Origin of the sequence: Ureibacillus terrenus, from assembly GCF_006569205.1 — a bacterium.
In the GTDB taxonomy this organism is placed as follows: Bacteria; Bacillota; Bacilli; order Bacillales_A; family Planococcaceae; genus Ureibacillus; species Ureibacillus terrenus.
Genome location: NZ_VIGD01000004.1, coordinates 1 through 16,644, shown reverse-complemented (window position 1 = coordinate 16,644; position 16,644 = coordinate 1). Strand labels below are relative to the sequence as shown.

Sequence of the window (16,644 nt, the reverse complement as noted above, 5' to 3'; positions counted from 1 at the left end):
ATTATCATACAATTTTCATTTCATGAACGGCGTTTTATTATATTTTAAAAAAAGTTCAAAATCCTATCTGTTCTTTATATATTCCACAAACCGCACAGTTATTAACAAGTAATTTATTGTCCGCTTGCATGCTTGTTACACTGTTTCCGGTTTCATTTGGAATCCAAAGAAGCATTTCATGCCTGCCCGATCCCTCTCTTATTCGCCCCCTTTTTTCCTTTCAAATTTGTAAGCTTCGCTTACTAAACTCTACTATAGCGAACTTCTTGGCAAATTTCTAGATTTTAAGTGAATTTTGTGTGAAGCCGGGAAGTTCGTTGGATAAAAGTATATACTTATTAAAAAGCATATTATAAGCAATGAACTTTTAATAGTAGTTTCGTGAAATTTTTTTCACATTTCTGTGAACAGTTTGTGAAATCCAAAAACAATTATTTCGTGAAAATTCTTTGAAGTTGTATTTTTCTCATGAATTCGCTATCATCATAAAAGCATATATTTTTCATGCAATCTTTACAGTTATCGAAGTAGGTGTCATTGATGCAACACAGGTATTATTGGATTTTAAAATGGGTTGCAGTACTTACCACCCTTGGCATGTTGCTGATCCTTTTAGGTGGAGCTCTCGTCACAAAAACAGACAGCGGTTTAGGCTGCGGGCGGAATTGGCCGGATTGCAACGGTTCGTTGATTCCCAAGGAAATAACGACGGAAGTATTAATTGAATTTTCCCATCGCTTTGTTACCGGCGCAGTCTCTATTCTAGTTTTAATTTTAGTGATTTGGACATGGAGAGCTTTGAGCCATGTAAAGGAAGTTAAATTTTTAGGTTTTCTGGCGATCTTCTTCCTTGTACTGCAAGCATTAATCGGAGCTGCACAAGTTTTATGGGGGCAAGGCGATTTTATTTTGGCCCTGCACTTCGGCATTTCGTTGATTTCTTTTGCTGCGGTAATGCTCCTGGCGATGATCGTTTTTGAAGTCGATCAGAAATTTGATGCCGACCGGGTTCTGATCCGAAAAAAGTTAAAATGGCATACTATTGGTGTCACCCTCTATTCATACATAGTCATCTATACCGGCGCGCTCGTCAGACATACCGGTTCAAGCCTGACTTGTACGAGCTGGCCGTTTTGCGATAATCAGGATCCATTTAGACTTCCTGAGAAAATGTATGAATGGGTGCACATGGGACATCGTTTGGCTGCGTTTTTAATTTTTCTCTGGATTTTCTACATTATGATTCATGCCGTTAAACATTACAAAGATCAAAGAGTTGTTTTTTGGGGCTGGATTTCCGCCTTTATACTCGTTTGCCTGCAAATCATTGCCGGCATGTTCGTGATTTTCACTCAGTTGAATCTCTTCGTTTCATTATTGCATTCATTATTTATTACGTTACTGTTCGGTCTTTTATGTTACTTAATTTTGTTGGTTGCCCGCAGTTCCAATAATGAAAAGAATTAGAAGAATCTTTGGGGTTGTTCCCTCTTTCGCAGGGGGAACAATCATTTTTTTGTAGATTTCCGTTTTCGGCAAAATCACTCTGGAATCGATGGAATTCAAATGTATTTTCCGGCTTGCAAAGAAAGAGCGGAGGAAGAACAGGACTTCTTCCTCCGCTTTTTTTGATTTCGCAAATCCTTTCATGCTATTATTCCAGTTTAATTAACAAGTCGCCCGTTGAAATGGCATCGCCCGGCTTCGCGTAAATTTCTTTTACCACTCCGTCATAAGGGGCTTGAACCGTTGTTTCCATCTTCATCGCTTCTGTAATCAGCAGGTGATCTCCGCGCTTCACGTGGCTGCCTTTTGAAACGAGCACTTTCAATACCGTTCCAGGCATTGTCGCCCCGATTTGGTTTGGATTGTTTGGATCGGCTTTTACGGCAATTGGCCCATCGGCTTTGACCGTCTTATCTTCAACCACCACCTCACGAGGCTGGCCGTTGAATTCGAAGTAAATGACGCGGGTGCCGTCGTGCTGAGCTTCCCCAATGGACACAAGCTTAATAATCAAAGTTTTTCCTTTTTCAATCTCCACTTCAATTTCCTCGCCGATTCTTAAACCGTAAAGGAATGACGGGGTATCCAGGACGGATAGATTTCCGTATTTTTCGACTGCCGTGAAATATTCTTCCACCACTTTCGGATATAGGGCATAGGAAATCACATCTTTTTTCGTTACTTCCCGGTTCACTTTTTTTTCCAGTTCTTCTTTTAATGCGTCAAAATCCACCGGTTCAAGCAATTCGCCGGGACGGACGGTGATCGGCTTCCGTTCTTTTAAAATCACTTTTTGCAAATCTTCCGGGAATCCGCCATAAGGCTGACCTAAATAACCTTGGAAAAATTCAACGACGGAATCAGGGAAGTCGATTGTCTTCCCTTTCTCCAAAATATTTTCCTCATCCAAATTATTTTGGACCATAAATAATGCCATATCGCCCACAACTTTTGATGAAGGCGTTACTTTTACAATATCTCCGAATAACATATTTACGCGGGAATACATCTTTTTCACTTCATCCCAGCGGTCTCCAAGCCCTACAGCTTTGGCCTGCTGCTGCAAGTTGCTGTATTGGCCGCCCGGCATTTCATGTACATAAATTTCGGAATGCGGGCTTTTCATGCCACTTTCGAAATCGCGGTAATATTCCCGCACATCTTGCCAATAGTATGATAATTGTTCGAGCGCTTCGATGTCTGCGCGGACCTTCCGTTCTGCGCCGCTCATGGCATAGTAGAGGGTATTGGCGCTAGGCTGGGACGTCAACCCTGCCATGGAGCCAAGCGCGGTATCCACGATATCGACCCCTGCTTCAATGGCTTTCGCATAAGTATAGATGCCGTTTCCGCTTGTATCGTGGGTATGCAGATGAATCGGCAAATCGGTTGTTTCCTTCAATTCACTGATCAGCACGTAAGCTGCCTCCGGTTTCAGCAGCCCGGCCATGTCCTTGATCGCCAGAATATGGGCGCCCGCCCGCTCCAATTCTTTCGCCATTTCCTTATAGTATTGAATGTTGTATTTTGGACGGGCCGGATCCAAAATATCTCCCGTATAGCAAATCGCCGCTTCCGCGATTTTCCCTGTGTTCCGCACTTCATCGATGGCAATTTCCATTCCCTTGATCCAGTTGAGGCTGTCGAAAATGCGGAAGACGTCAATTCCTGCGTCGGCTGCTTCCTTTATAAATTCGCGGATTAAATTATCCGGATAATTTGTATAACCTACCGCATTGGCGCCGCGGAACAGCATTTGGAACAAGACATTCGGAATCTGCTTCCGAAGTTTCGCGAGCCTTTCCCATGGATCTTCTTTCAGGAAACGGTAGCTTACGTCGAAAGTTGCCCCTCCCCAAAGTTCCAGAGAGAAGAACTGATGCATCATGCGGGCATTGTAATCGGCAATTTGATACATATCCTGGCTGCGGACACGGGTAGCAAGGAGGGATTGGTGAGCGTCCCGGAACGTCGTATCCGTAAGCAATACATCCTTCTGCTCCTTGATCCAGCGAATGACTCCATCCACGCCCTCTTCTTCAAGGATTTGCTTTGTTCCCCGCGGAATCTCGGTGCGTTTAATATCCAGCTTTGGCTTTTCCGGCTTCACAAAAATCGGCTTCTTTTGCTTTTCGATGCCGGGGAAGCCGTTTAATGTGACATCCCCGATATACCTCAACAGCTTTGTTCCCCGGTCTTTGCGGACAGCAAAATCAAACAGTTCAGGAGTAGAATCAATAAAGCTTGTATCAAAATTGCCGGATAAAAACTTCTCGTGCAATACGACATTCATCAAAAACGGAATATTCGTTTTCACGCCGCGGATCCGGAATTCGCGCAAGTTGCGGTCCATTTTGGCGGCAGCTTCCCTGAAAGTTCTGCCCCAAGTCGAAATTTTGACAAGCAATGAATCATAGTAAGGCGTTACAACAGCCCCCTGGAATCCGTTCCCTGCATCCAGGCGGACTCCAAATCCGCCGCTTGAACGGTAAACCATGATTTTGCCGGTATCTGGCATAAAATGATTTGCCGGGTCTTCCGTTGTCACGCGGGCTTGTATCGCATATCCAAACAAAGAAATTTCGCTTTGTTCGGGTATTCCGATCTCTTTCGAATGAAGTTCATATCCTTCCGCAATTTTGATTTGGGCATGTACGATATCGATGCCCGTGATCATTTCAGTGATGGTATGCTCCACTTGAATGCGCGGATTCACTTCGATGAAATAGAAATCGTCTCCGGAAACTAAAAATTCCACCGTTCCCGCATTCACATATTCCACGTTTTTCATCAACTTGACTGCCGCTTCGCAGATTCTATTTCTTAAATTTTCAGAAAGCGAGATGGATGGAGCGATTTCGACCACTTTTTGATGGCGTCGCTGAATCGAACAATCCCTCTCGTACAAATGGACGATATTGCCTGCATGATCCCCTAATATTTGCACTTCGATATGTTTCGGTTTGATTATCGCTTTTTCTGCATACACTTCATCGGAACCAAAAGCAGCCTTCGCTTCCGATTTGGCCCTCTCGTAGGAGCTTTTCAGTTCCTCTTTGGAATGCACCAGCCGCATTCCCCGTCCGCCGCCTCCAAGGGCCGCTTTAATCATCACCGGATATCCCACTTCATCCGCAAATCGTTCCAATTCTTCGTAAGAGGAAACAGGTCCGTCGCTTCCCGGAATTACAGGAATACCTGCTCGTATGGCCTGTTCCCTCGCTTTTACTTTATCCCCGAAAATATCCAAATGATTTGAGGAAGGCCCGATAAAAAGGATGCCTTCTTCTTCGCAGCGTCTCGCAAATTCTACGTTTTCCGCCAAGAAGCCATAGCCCGGATGGATGGCATCCGCTCCCGAGTCTTTCGCGATTTCAATGATGCCGTCAATATCCAAATAGGCTTCAATCGGGCCCTTCCCCACACCCACAAGGTATGCTTCATCGGCTTTATAGCGGTGGTGTGAAGCCCGGTCTTCTTCGGAATAAATGGCGACCGTCTTAATGTCCAGTTCATTGCAGGCCCGCAGCACGCGGATTGCAATTTCCCCTCTGTTTGCAACTAAAAGTTTACGTATCTTTCTCATATCGTCTCCCAACCCCTATGCTTTCTTTTTTCTAGTTTCTCATACATAGAAATATTGATTAATATGCCTATTGCGAAAGAAAGCACCAATATGGACGATCCGCCGTAGCTGATGAACGGCAATGTAACCCCGGTCAATGGAATCAGCCCCGATAAACCGCCCAAATTGATGAAAGTCTGAATGGCGATCCAGCTGGCAATACCTGCTGTAATCATTCTTGCCAAAGGGTCTTTCGTTGTCAAAGCGATGATCAAAGCTCTAAAAACGATAAATCCCAAACTTGCAAGAACGATTATCACTCCCACCAAACCCAATTCTTCCGCAATTACAGCCATTATAAAATCTGTTTGCGGTTCTGGCAAATATCCAAGCTTTTGCACCGATTGCCCGAGGCCCACCCCTTTTAAGCCCCCGGAACCGATGGCAATATATCCTTGGATCACTTGGTGCCCGGAACCTTGCTCATATTCAAAGGGATTCAAAAACGCTTTGATTCTCCCTAAGCGGTTTGGGGTCAAAATTTGATCCCCTTTTATTAACAAAATCATACCAATAATTCCGGCTCCAAGAATAGCCAATTCGGCAAAAAACTTGAAAAAAGTTTTAATGCGGATACCGCTGGCCGCAACAACCGCAATCGCAATGCCGGAAATGATCGCGACAGCCCCGATATCCGTTTCATTTGCCACAAAAAAGATGATTAAAATCCAGACGATAATCGGATAAATAATGTGATTTGGGCTCAGCTCTGCCATAGGGGTCTTCAAACTTTTGCGATAAAAGGCGCCCGCAAAATATAAGATGATGATCAGCTTGGCAAGTTCAGACGGCTGGAAAGTCATGATTCCAAATAAATTAATCCAGCTTTTCGATCCCGTTTCGCTTTCGCCCACTCCAAAGAAAAATACCCAAACCATTAAGGCGAGAATCAATCCGACCATAAACACCATTACATTTTTCCTGCTGTAATGTTTGTATGGAAGGAAGGCGCCGGCCGCAAAAGAGAAAAATGCCACCAGCAAATTCATTAATTGTTTTTTGTAATAATAATCCGGTTCGTGTCCATCAATCATCGCGACCATGATGCTGGAGCTGTAAATCATCACCAAGCCGAACAGACATAAAAACACATAATCAAAAAACAGCGGGTAATCGAAATTCCTGAAGTAGTAAGAAAGGTATTTTCTCATAGCAAAAACCTCTTTTAGAAAAAAAACTCAAATCAAACCGATTTGAGTCTTTGTTACTTTTTCGTGTTGGCATTTGTATATGCTTCATGCAGCAAGGATAATTCTTTTTCCAATGTATCTAAAATTTTCCGACCTTGTTCACGCTCAATCAATCCCAGCTTCACCGCGAAATCGATTTCACGAGACAAACCAAACATTTGGGTATCCAAGACTTCTTCGTACAATGGACATTGCGGCATCGTTAAATGGTCCATTTGCACTTTGATGAGACGAGCTATTTTATCTGCATCTTCCAGCAGCAATTCCAATGCTTTTTCCTGAAAGGAAGCTTGATTTTTTTTCTCCATGAGGACGCCCCCATTAATGTAATTTCTTCTATTCTATCTTAATAAAGTTTAGCTTTTAGCAAATAAAAATGCAAGTAGCAATACATGATAGAACAATTCTAGACAATATTTCTTTATAAAGAGAAAATCTAACTGTATACTGTTATATGTAAAATAGTTAAGGGGGAGAACAGAAGATGGATAGCATCATTCCAATTAAAGGGAAGGTTAAATATAAATTAACTTTGGACCCGTCCGTATGGATTTTCGATGATCGGAGAATCGATTTAAAAACTTATTTCACAAGCCCTAAAGAAGAAAGCGACGAGGATTTGGAGTACTTGTTCAAAATGGGAAAACATTGGTCCCGTGAAATTATGGAAGGTGCGACATTCCCTCCTACGCTAAAAACGGAAAGAAAATTTGACCGCCATGGAATGCAGACGGGAACATTCGGAATGGAAATCAAATATTTCTTGGACAATGCTGAAATTGAAGATGGCGCAACAACAGTGGTTTTTGAATGCAAAGACGGTACAGAGCATGCTTTTCCTATAGAAGAAGCCTATACATTCATTTTCAAATATAGCCAAGATGGTAAGCCGCTCAAAGAGGATGGCCCGGTTCATTTAATTTTTGGGGATGGATCCAATTTGGACAACCCGATCAGAAACATTTCAGCGATTCGTGTAGAATAGGATTGAGTTTATGCGAGTCCAATGTGTTCTTTGTGATGCCATCCATGAACTGGACGACGACTCACCATTGGCTAAAAGATTAAGAAACCGTCCCATTCACACATTCATGTGCCCCGATTGCCATGACCGCATCACGAAAAAGACCCTTGAGAGACTGGCAACGGGAAAATTCCGATTCTACCGAAGCTCATCCAGCATTGATAAAGAATTATAAACCTGTTCCGGTGTCATAACGAACAGTCTGAACAAAAAAAGAATAAAGCGGATTGTGGGAGCCGACGGGTTTCCCAAATCCGCCTTTTTCTTTTGCATCGTTCGGCAAGATTATTCGTTTTTTATCAGCCGTTTTTCCAACATTTCGACCAATTGGTACATGAGCGTCGCAAAAACTGCGATGATCAGGAGCGACATCAGCACAAGATTGAAATTGAACACTTGGAAGCCGTAAATGATTAAATAGCCGAGCCCTTGGGAAGAAACGAGGAACTCGCCGACAATGACCCCTACCCACGAAAGGCCGACATTCACTTTTAAAGTGGAAATGATGGTCGGAAAGGATGCCGGCAATATCGCCTCTTTAAACATTTGCCATTTTGTTGCATTGAAAGTTTGCAATACTTTTAAATAGTTGGCATCCACATTACGGAAAGAGGTGTAGATGACGATGGTGGAGATGATGACCGAAATGATCGCCCCCATAGTAATGATGGAAGTCATTCCCGGACCGAGGGCAACGATTAATATAGGTCCCAGTGCTACTTTTGGCATGGAGTTTAAGACAACGAGATATGGATCCAATATTTTTGAAAGGGTCGGAAACCACCAAAGAATCGCTGCTAAAATAGTGCCGATGAGCGTTCCCAGTATAAACCCGAGAACGGTTTCAAACAATGTATAGTTTATGTGGATAAAAATGGTGCCATCCGAAATCATATCCATGAGCAGTCTAAAAATCCTGGAAGGCGAGCTGAAAATCAATGGATCAATCCAACGGTTTGAAGAAGCCGTTTCCCATAGGACGAAAAAACCGATCAACAGTAGCAGCTGGTAAAAACGGATCCAGCGTTTTTCCTTGGCCAGCCTTTTCTTATACTGCCGGTGAAGTTCTTTAATGTTCAAGACGCTCCAGCTCCTTCCAAATTTGCTGGAATAATGGCGAATAGCCTGCATGGCTTCTGGCCTGGAAAGGAGTCAATCGGCGGATGTCTTCAGAAATTTCAAAGATTTCATGGATCCGGCCCGGCCTTGGAGAAAACAAAATGATGCGGTCGCTCATCGCAATGGCTTCACCGATGTCATGGGTGACAAGAATGGCGGTTTTATTGTATTGCTTTAACATTTTGAATACCAAATCTTCCAATTTCAGCTTGGATTGATAATCCAGAGCGGAAAAAGGTTCATCCAGCAGCAATATTTTCGGGTCGACTGCAAGGGTTCTCGCCAGCGCCACCCGCTGCCTCATCCCTCCGGACAATTCCCTCGGATACTTTTTCTCCACCGCCGGCAGCCCGACATCTTTCAGCAATTTCGATGCGATGCCCCGATCAACATCCTGTTTTAACAGTCTTAATCCCAAAGTAATATTTTCTTCGATCGTTTTCCAAGGAAACAAATAATCTTGCTGCAACATGTATCCTATGGAAAGGTCTTTATTACCGTACACCTTTTGATTTTCAATATAAACGTTTCCTGCCGTCGGCCGGATTAAGCCGGCGATAATCGACAATAAAGTGGTTTTTCCGCAACCGCTCGGACCAATGAAGGAAATAAATTCCCCTTCTTCTACCGTTAAAGAAATATCCTGCAGCGCTTCCGTTGCCGCATCCTTTGAAAAATACGTGTGACTGACGTTTTCAACAATCAAGAAGCCCATATCACTTCGAAACCTTCTCCGCAAAAGTTGTATCTACCAGTTTCTCATAATCCATGCGCTTCGGAAGCTCTCCTGCTTTTTCCATGATGTCCTGCAAGTTATTCCATTCTTCTTCATCCAAAATCGGATTTTTCGCATAGGATTCCTGCTCACGGTAACGTTCCACCACTTTGGCAATCAATTCGATGTCCGTATCCTCAAAAAATGGCTGGATGGCTTTTGCCACTTCTTCCGCTGGCGCTTCATACACAAAATCTTGCGCTCTTTTAATCGCTCTCGTAAATTTCTCCGCTACATCCGGATGTTTCGCCAAATAACTTTCTTTCGCCATATATACGGTATAAGGCACATGTCCGGATTCAGTGCCGAACGATGCCACAACATGGCCGATTCCCTCTTGTTCAAATACGCTTGCCGTCGGTTCGAACAATTGGACGTATTCTCCCGTCCCGGACGCGAAAGCGGTCGCAATATTGGCAAATTCAATGTTTTGGATGAGATTTAAATCTTTGTGCGGATCGATTCCATGTTTTTTCAATACAAATTCCCCGACCATTTGCGGCATGCCGCCTTTCCGTTGTCCGAGGAATGTCGAACCTTTCAACATTTCCCATTTAAAATCGTCAATTTTCTTGCGGGAAACTAAAAAAGTGCCGTCTGTCTGCGTCAATTGGGCAAAATTTTTGATCGGATCATTAGCCCCCTGCGCTGTTACGTAAATGGATGTTTCTGCCCCGACAAGCGCAATATCGATGCCTCCGGAGAGCAAAGCCGTCATGGTTTTATCTCCCCCGGGTATTGTGGAAAGTTCGATTTCCAGTCCTTCTTCTTCAAAATAACCTTTGGAAATTGCCACATATTGAGGGGCATAAAAGATGGAACGGGTCACTTCCCCAACTTTTACTTTCGTCATTTCTTTATCTCCGCAAGCAGAAAGCAGAATGACCGCACCGATCGCTGCAAGGAAAAGACTAAGCTTCCACCATTTCATATCTCTTACCTCCTTGTTTCTTAAAGTAGGTTATGCAGGAGGAAAAAATTGTGTGAAAGCCCGTGACGGCTTCTTGCCCCAAAAATGCTGGAGCCGTTTCAGCATCGTTGGCTGCTGAAACGGCTCTTTACTTTGGGTATTATTTACATTCTTTCATTTAACAGCTATTATTTGGTGAGCAATCTTTGGCGCAGCTGTTTTGCCCGCACATCATACCAGATAAGGCTCGCCATTTCTTTTACCTCTTGTTCAAATTCAGATCCTTCAAACACCTCGATCAATACTTTCAAAAATGCGTTGAGAATCAGCGTCCGTGTCGATTCGCGATTAAATTCCTCCAAAATCGCCTGGACAATTTCCTGCTGCGGTCCGGTTAAATTTTGTTTTGCAAGTTCTTCAAATTTCGTTTTGATTTCCGAAATATCGAAATGAATTTGTTTTTTTGAAACGGAGAGAAAGATATTGACCTTATCGGAATTTAAAATGGCCGTTTTTTCGTGAAGCATAAGATCGATAATTTTTTCCAGGTATTTTAATAAGGTGGAAGCCATTTCTTCAATGGAAGTCGACTTCTGATTTAAAATCTTGCAAGAAAAGCTTAAATACTGAAGCATTCCATAAAATAATACGGCCGCTTCAAATCCGTAATGCCGCATTTCTTCCCCGTATATTTCGCACAAACGCAAACTGAACCATTCAAATTCCAGAAGGCGGTGCCGCAATACCAGTTCTTTCAATTCGACTTCCCCGGAGTGCAAAATTTCCTCATATAAAACATCCAATCCCGAGTCTTGATTAATCTTCCATAATACGGCAATCTGATTGGCAAATACGTGAATATCCGTAGGGTCCTTCCCGATCATCAGTTCGGCACGCAACAAGGCCGCATCATATCTCGCCTGCTCCAAGATCGCTTCAACACACTCCGTTTTGGAAGAAAAGTAATTATAAAAAGTTCCTTTTGAAATCCCTGCTCTTTCAATGATTTGCTGGATGGATGTTTTGGCGATTCCATTTTCCACAAATAATTGCAATGCATGTTGAATGACAGCTTTTTTCCGTTTATTCATCCTGTACTCCTCAATCAAATGATTTCGTGCTATTAACATTATACACAAAATCAGAATTTGAACCGAATGTATTTTTTTGTTGCCGAAAATGAACTATGGGTATAAAATGATAAAGTCAAAATTAAAGATAGGAATGGGGAAGAGAGGATATGACATTACACAACAAGGAGAAAAAACCGCCATATTTGGTCATAGCGATCTTGTTCTTTGGCGCGTTTGTTTCGTTCTTAAATAACTCGCTTTTAAACGTTGCTTTGCCAACGATCATGAAGGACTTTGAAATTGAATATTCAACGGTACAGTGGCTGGCTACCGGCTATATGCTGGTAAGCGGTGTGCTAATTCCTGTATCCGCCTTTTTAATCACACGGTTTAAAAACCGTCATTTATTTATTACGGCTATGTCCCTTTTTACAATTGGTACGGCTCTTGCAGCATATGCCCCCAATTTTGGCATTCTTTTGGCAGGACGTATGTTCCAGGCTGCCGGCGGTTCCGTCATGGGGCCATTGCTCATGAACATCATGCTCGTCAGCTTCCCGCGCGAAAAACGCGGCGCCGCAATGGGGGTCTTCGGTTTGGTAATGATTACGGCTCCTGCAATCGGTCCGACATTATCCGGTTATATTGTGGAATATTGGAACTGGCGCTTATTATTTGAAATGATTTTGCCTTTTGCAATTCTCAGCCTCGTCTTGGCCGTTTGGAAATTGGAAAATATTTTGGAAACGCGTGAAACTTCCATCGACTATTTATCAATCGCGTTATCGATCATCGGTTTCGGAGGTTTATTATATGGCTGTTCAACATCAAGCTCTGATGGCTGGTCAGATCCAAAAGTGCTGACAACATTAATCGTCGGGGCAATTGGCGTAATCTTATTCGTTGTGCGTCAATTCCATCTGGAACAACCTTTATTGGATTTGCGGGTTTACAAATATCCAATGTTTGCATTGGGGAATATCATTTCGATGGTTGTAATGGCCGCCATGTTCTCCGGCATGATTTTGACGCCGGCTTATGTTCAAAGCGTCCGCGGCATTTCACCGCTCGATTCTGGTTTAATAATGCTTCCGGGCGCACTAGTGATGGGGATTATGTCGCCAATTACCGGTAAATTATTTGACAAATTCGGACCTCGCGTCTTAGCATTAATCGGTTTAGCCATTACAGGATACGCAACATATTTACTATCCACTATGGATTTGGAAACAACGAAAACGACAATCGTTTTAATGTATACGCTTCGTATGTTCGGTATGTCAATGGTTATGATGCCAATTATGACAAACGGTTTAAACCAATTGCCAAATCGATTAAATCCGCATGGTACAGCGGTGAACAACACAATCCAACAAGTAGTTGGTTCTATCGGTACAGCTCTATTTGTAACATTAATGAACTCTGTCGCTACTAATAAGGGCGAAGAGTTGGTGGAAGCAGCAAAAGCTTCAAATCCAGCTCAATTACAAGACCAAATGTTCATAGCCGGAATTCAGCAACAAGCATTGCTTGAAGGTGTCCAAGTTTCCTTCTTAGTGGCAGCCGTTGTTACAGGAGTAGCGTTAATCTTAGCATTGTTTTTAAAACGCGTTGATGTAAGCAAAGGGATTGCAGAAAACATGGAAAAAAATAAATAAAAAAATGTATTTCACCTTTAATCTATAAAAAACGAAGCTGCTAATTCTAATCAAAAAATCAGGAATTAGCAGCTTCATTTTATATTTAAATTACTTCAAAAAAAATAGTGCTGACATAACACGCCAACACCACTAGTTATAAAAATTATTCTATGTCCTCAAATTTCACAACAACAATATCATCAAATACTTTAATGGAGTCTTTGGCAGGCCAAACGCCCATCTCTTTAAATTCCCTGCTTTGTTGGATTGCTTTTCTTTCTTCTTCAGTGGCAATATCCAATGAATAACCAAAGAAACTGTCAAACAATGCCGTATAATGATATGGTTCCGAAAGAAAAACTTCTCCTGTTGTCCCAATCATATGGGGAATACGGTTTGGAATAATTTCAGAAGTCAATTCTGAATGCATGGGAACTTTTCCGAACACTGTCATTTTTTTAATGTCTTCGTATTCATCCAATTGTTCAATTCGGTCAAGAATTCGATTAGTCAAATTCATTGTTTTTTCATGTCGCAATTCCATATTAAAATAACTAATATTCGCAATGATGGCGAAATTAAAAATCGCAACGCTCATCAACAATACCGTTGCCCAAGAGCTGACCTTTTCCACCCATAATGGCCGTTTTTCTTCTACAGCATCATACAGCAGCACAAGGAAAATATACACACTGCTTAAACTAAAAACCATTAACGTATGATAAAACGCAACCGGCGAAATAAAATAAACAATATAATAGCTAAACGGAAGACTCATTACCAGCACTATGAAAAGGATCATATGTAAAAGGTTTTTATATAAATGTTTTTTCACAATCACTGTAAAAACTGCCGCAATGAGGGTGATGAAAATGAAAACATTCAATATCGGCAGTAAACTTATATCATGATGATTGTAAAAACTATCGAAGAAAAAACTTAACAACTCTTCTTTTATCTGCACTAACCGTTTTGGAATATCATGTATTGTTACAGCTCCTACTTTATCCAGTCCCTGATAGCTCGTAATTTGTACATTTAAAAACTTTGTAAAAAAGTTAAATATGGCCAAATACAACACCATTCCAATCCCTACAGCCAAACCTGAACGAAGGATATGAAGCCCGATTCCTTTCGTTGAAAACGTGGAAAATAAAATCTCATGAATAATCCATAACGTGATAAAAACAAGTGCTACGGATAAATTTGCCTGATAAATCCCTACAGACAAACAAAGAAGAATGGCTCCAATCAGAAAGCCAAATTTATATTTTTTCGTCAACACTACGGCTAAAATGGCAAAAAAGATGCCCAGCATATAACCATCTGCTGTAAACATATAGGCAAATGTAGCAGACACGCTTGGAAAAACAACGATAATTCCTGAAATTAACACAATAGCTAGTTTTTTTCGTACATCAAACAAAATAATGATACAAACAGCAGCCAACCCCAAGAAAAGGATGGATAGCACCCCTATAACCCAAGGAAGATCAAAAAAAGAACTCATTCCACTAGCAGGGCCTAAAAAGAAGCGCCCGGATTTTACCTTCGCCTGCGTATTATATATATTGATAATGCCATCATGATTCGGCAAACGATGCAAAAAGACATAAGCATGGGCTAAAAAGCCAATCATCACTGCTGAGAAAAATGCGAGCACCCATTCAGGTTGTATTTTTTCTTTTAAACTTTTTAACACTTGTTCCGGCATAGTTTCCACCACTACTTTCTTTCCAATTCAATCCACTATATTATTCCTTAAAGGCAAAAAAACGCTGGCCTAAATAGTTGTGCACTGTAAAAAAGACCATCCCTACAATCATTGCCACATTCTCCTGCACTTTGACAGAAACATTCGATAAAAGGAGCAGAGCCAACTGCTTAGCAATTCCATATGCCAACAAATAACAAACCGCTATATTTAAAGCAAAGCGCAATGCCGACTTCCACGAATCTTTTTTATGCTGAAATGTAAAATATTTATTTAAAAAATAACTTAAAATGCTAGTCAAAATATAATTAGCCGATGAAGACAGCCAATAGGAAAATCCGGCGAGATTATACAAACCAAACATAATCATCGTTCCTACAATGGTATTCACGATTCCTACAATTATAAATTTCCAAAACTTCTCATCTACTACCGAGCCTATACGCTTCCACAAATTATTATTCATCCTTATCATTCGTTTTTTCAGAAACAATATATCTTGGTCTCCGTTTTACTTCCTCATAAATTTTGGCAATATAATAACCGATAATCCCTAAACTCATCATAAGCACACTGCCAATTCCCAATAAAAGAAGAATAACAGTTGTAAATCCTTCAAGGGAACGGCCGCTGAAAAAGTTGATGAGAGATTGCACACCTAAAACAATGGAAAAAATAAAAAATAACACACCGATGATGGTTATAATTTGCATAGGAGCAGTAGAAAAGGACGTAATATTTGTAATGGCGTATTTTATTAAGGAAAGATAAGACCATTTCGTCTTCCCTTCCGTTCGTTCCTGCACCTCATATTCCACTCCAATGCTTTTAAAGCCGAGCCAAAAGGTTAAAGCGCGAAAAAACACTTTTCGCTCAGGCAGCTGTAAATAAGCATCCACCACTTTCCGGTCTAAAAGCTTAAAATCCGAAGAAGCTGACATATCAAATCCTGTGACCCGATTGATTAACCGGTAAAAACTTTTGGCAAAAAATGTTTTAATTTTTCCTTCTTTGCCTCTGGATTTTTTAAATCCTTCTACTATGTCATAGCCATCTTTCCATAGCCTATACATTTCAATGATTGTTTCGGGAGGATGTTGCAAATCACAATCCATGACAATGCAGCAATCCCCTTTGGCATGAGTAAGACCAGCCAAAATGGCAGATTCTTTACCAAAATTTCTGGATAAGCTGATTCCTCTCACATTCTCAATTTCTTGACTTGCACGCTGGATTTCTTTCCAAGTATTATCCTCAGAACCGTCATTGACAAAGAGAATTTCTGCAGAAATCTTTTCCTTATTCAGCAGTTCTGAAATCGTATATGCCGCCTTTAATATCATTTTTTCTTCATTATAAGCAGGTATGACAATTGACAAGATTGGCATCATTTTCACTCTCTCGTAATCTTTGTAACCAAGAAGGACTAAATACATTCATTGCCATCCTTTATTAAAATTACACACACATTAATGGAGCATTAAATACTGTATCAAGGACACTGCAACCCAATTATTACATGATTCCTTTTGTGGTGTTTTTTGTACCCGTATGCAAAGGCTGTTGCAATATTGGCAAATTCGATGTTTTGAATTAAATTCAAGTCATTATGCGGATCGATTCCATGTTTTTTCAATACAAATTCACCGACCATCTGCGGCATTCCGCCCTTGCGTTGGCCAAGGAATGTAGTACCTTTCAACATTTCCCAAGAAAACTCGTCAATTTTTTCCCGGGCAACTAAGAAAGTTCCATCTGTTTGTGTTAATTGAGCAAATTTTTTAATTGGATCATTGGCTCCTTGGGCCGTTACATAAATGGAAGTTTCTGCTCCTACAAGGGCTATATCGATGCCGCCTGAAAGAAGGGCAGTCATTGTTTTATCTCCGCCTGGAATAGTAGAAAGTTCAATTTCAAGTCCTTCTTCTTCAAAAAATCTTCTCTTATTTAGGCTGGACATGGTCTTTTCCATGTCCAGTTTGCCATTTTCTTTAAGTTCATGGCAGCGAAAGTAAGCATCGCCTGCATGGACAATTTTTCCAATCCTCGTAGAGTTGTCCATCGCATG

General features: G+C 41.4%; 15 protein-coding genes and 1 pseudogene. 4 read left to right on the top strand and 12 right to left on the bottom strand.

Annotated elements, in window-relative coordinates; all coding sequences use genetic code 11:
- The first annotated feature begins 540 nt into the window (after positions 1-540).
- A complete protein-coding gene (locus FKZ59_RS03970; RefSeq protein ID WP_141601451.1) occupies positions 541-1,467 on the top strand; it encodes a COX15/CtaA family protein in 927 nt (308 codons plus the stop codon).
- 187 nt (positions 1,468-1,654) lie between these two features.
- On the opposite strand, the gene pyc is transcribed toward FKZ59_RS03970, so the two are convergent.
- The 3 genes from pyc to FKZ59_RS03955 are packed head-to-tail and all read right to left on the bottom strand — an operon-like array spanning position 1,655 to position 6,629.
- Positions 1,655-5,092 carry a pyruvate carboxylase gene (gene pyc, locus FKZ59_RS03965; protein ID WP_141601450.1) on the bottom strand — a complete coding sequence of 1,146 codons (3,438 nt, stop codon included), beginning with the start codon at positions 5,090-5,092 and terminating at the stop codon, positions 1,655-1,657.
- On the bottom strand, positions 5,089-6,282 hold the full coding sequence (locus FKZ59_RS03960) for an FtsW/RodA/SpoVE family cell cycle protein (RefSeq protein WP_141601449.1): 1,194 nt from the start codon (positions 6,280-6,282) through the stop codon (positions 5,089-5,091). The genes pyc and FKZ59_RS03960 overlap by 4 nt, the downstream gene beginning before the upstream one ends.
- A gap of 53 nt (positions 6,283-6,335) precedes the next feature.
- Positions 6,336-6,629 (bottom strand): YlaN family protein, encoded by a 294-nt coding sequence (locus tag FKZ59_RS03955; protein ID WP_141601448.1) that lies wholly within the window; start codon positions 6,627-6,629, stop codon positions 6,336-6,338.
- A gap of 176 nt (positions 6,630-6,805) precedes the next feature.
- On the opposite strand from FKZ59_RS03955, the gene FKZ59_RS03950 reads away from it, so the two are divergent.
- Together FKZ59_RS03950 and FKZ59_RS03945 are read left to right on the top strand one after the other, a co-directional pair.
- Complete coding sequence (locus tag FKZ59_RS03950; protein ID WP_141601447.1) at positions 6,806-7,306, top strand: peptidyl-prolyl cis-trans isomerase; 501 nt, start codon at positions 6,806-6,808, stop codon at positions 7,304-7,306.
- A gap of 10 nt (positions 7,307-7,316) precedes the next feature.
- The gene (locus FKZ59_RS03945; protein WP_141601446.1) at positions 7,317-7,520 is read left to right on the top strand and encodes a YlaI family protein; all 204 of its coding nucleotides are present in this window, start codon (positions 7,317-7,319) and stop codon (positions 7,518-7,520) included.
- A 110-nt stretch (positions 7,521-7,630) separates the two neighbouring features.
- Here the strand turns inward: FKZ59_RS03945 and FKZ59_RS03940 are convergent, their stop codons facing one another.
- The 4 genes from FKZ59_RS03940 to FKZ59_RS03925 all read right to left on the bottom strand — a co-directional run bounded on the left by FKZ59_RS03940 (position 7,631) and on the right by FKZ59_RS03925 (position 11,240).
- On the bottom strand, positions 7,631-8,476 hold the full coding sequence (locus FKZ59_RS03940; protein ID WP_141601445.1) for an ABC transporter permease: 846 nt from the start codon (positions 8,474-8,476) through the stop codon (positions 7,631-7,633).
- On the bottom strand, positions 8,415-9,179 hold the full coding sequence (locus FKZ59_RS03935; RefSeq protein ID WP_141601444.1) for an ABC transporter ATP-binding protein: 765 nt from the start codon (positions 9,177-9,179) through the stop codon (positions 8,415-8,417). Before FKZ59_RS03935 ends, FKZ59_RS03940 begins: the two co-directional genes overlap by 62 nt.
- Position 9,180: 1 nt before the next feature.
- On the bottom strand, positions 9,181-10,170 hold the full coding sequence (locus FKZ59_RS03930; RefSeq protein ID WP_141601443.1) for an ABC transporter substrate-binding protein: 990 nt from the start codon (positions 10,168-10,170) through the stop codon (positions 9,181-9,183).
- A gap of 167 nt (positions 10,171-10,337) precedes the next feature.
- Positions 10,338-11,240, bottom strand: a complete 903-nt coding sequence (locus FKZ59_RS03925; protein ID WP_181733174.1) for a TetR/AcrR family transcriptional regulator — start codon at positions 11,238-11,240, stop codon at positions 10,338-10,340.
- Positions 11,241-11,389: 149 nt separating this feature from the next.
- Here FKZ59_RS03925 and FKZ59_RS03920 point away from each other — a divergent pair, with 149 nt between their 5' ends.
- Entirely contained in the window at positions 11,390-12,880 is a 1,491-nt protein-coding gene (locus FKZ59_RS03920; protein WP_141601441.1) for an MDR family MFS transporter, read from the top strand.
- Positions 12,881-13,025: 145 nt separating this feature from the next.
- Here the strand turns inward: FKZ59_RS03920 and FKZ59_RS03915 are convergent, their stop codons facing one another.
- The 5 genes and pseudogenes from FKZ59_RS03915 to FKZ59_RS14835 form a co-directional block, all read right to left on the bottom strand.
- Positions 13,026-14,576 carry a glucosyltransferase domain-containing protein gene (locus FKZ59_RS03915; RefSeq protein WP_141601440.1) on the bottom strand — a complete coding sequence of 517 codons (1,551 nt, stop codon included), beginning with the start codon at positions 14,574-14,576 and terminating at the stop codon, positions 13,026-13,028.
- 40 nt (positions 14,577-14,616) lie between these two features.
- On the bottom strand, positions 14,617-15,030 hold the full coding sequence (locus tag FKZ59_RS03910; protein ID WP_220125031.1) for a GtrA family protein: 414 nt from the start codon (positions 15,028-15,030) through the stop codon (positions 14,617-14,619).
- 4 nt (positions 15,031-15,034) lie between these two features.
- Entirely contained in the window at positions 15,035-16,012 is a 978-nt protein-coding gene (locus tag FKZ59_RS03905) for a glycosyltransferase family 2 protein (protein ID WP_220125030.1), read from the bottom strand.
- A gap of 110 nt (positions 16,013-16,122) precedes the next feature.
- A pseudogene (locus FKZ59_RS03900) lies at positions 16,123-16,512 on the bottom strand (ABC transporter substrate-binding protein); the annotation flags it as partial.
- A gap of 11 nt (positions 16,513-16,523) precedes the next feature.
- The coding region (locus tag FKZ59_RS14835; RefSeq protein ID WP_141603313.1) for a transposase at positions 16,524-16,644 on the bottom strand (121 nt) is incomplete at its 5' end.

Coding starts and splice junctions, on each gene's coding strand:
- FKZ59_RS03935 (WP_141601444.1), bottom strand. CDS start 9,179: ATGGGCTTCTTGATTGTTGAAAACGTCAGTCACACGTATTTTTCAAAG.
- FKZ59_RS03960 (WP_141601449.1), bottom strand. CDS start 6,282: ATGAGAAAATACCTTTCTTACTACTTCAGGAATTTCGATTACCCGCTG.
- FKZ59_RS03925 (WP_181733174.1), bottom strand. CDS start 11,240: ATGAATAAACGGAAAAAAGCTGTCATTCAACATGCATTGCAATTATTT.
- FKZ59_RS03950 (WP_141601447.1), top strand. CDS start 6,806: ATGGATAGCATCATTCCAATTAAAGGGAAGGTTAAATATAAATTAACT.
- FKZ59_RS03905 (WP_220125030.1), bottom strand. CDS start 16,012: ATGTATTTAGTCCTTCTTGGTTACAAAGATTACGAGAGAGTGAAAATG.
- FKZ59_RS03930 (WP_141601443.1), bottom strand. CDS start 10,170: ATGAAATGGTGGAAGCTTAGTCTTTTCCTTGCAGCGATCGGTGCGGTC.
- FKZ59_RS03945 (WP_141601446.1), top strand. CDS start 7,317: ATGCGAGTCCAATGTGTTCTTTGTGATGCCATCCATGAACTGGACGAC.
- FKZ59_RS03955 (WP_141601448.1), bottom strand. CDS start 6,629: ATGGAGAAAAAAAATCAAGCTTCCTTTCAGGAAAAAGCATTGGAATTG.
- FKZ59_RS03915 (WP_141601440.1), bottom strand. CDS start 14,576: ATGCCGGAACAAGTGTTAAAAAGTTTAAAAGAAAAAATACAACCTGAA.
- pyc (WP_141601450.1), bottom strand. CDS start 5,092: ATGAGAAAGATACGTAAACTTTTAGTTGCAAACAGAGGGGAAATTGCA.
- FKZ59_RS03920 (WP_141601441.1), top strand. CDS start 11,390: ATGACATTACACAACAAGGAGAAAAAACCGCCATATTTGGTCATAGCG.
- FKZ59_RS03970 (WP_141601451.1), top strand. CDS start 541: ATGCAACACAGGTATTATTGGATTTTAAAATGGGTTGCAGTACTTACC.
- FKZ59_RS03940 (WP_141601445.1), bottom strand. CDS start 8,476: ATGCAGGCTATTCGCCATTATTCCAGCAAATTTGGAAGGAGCTGGAGC.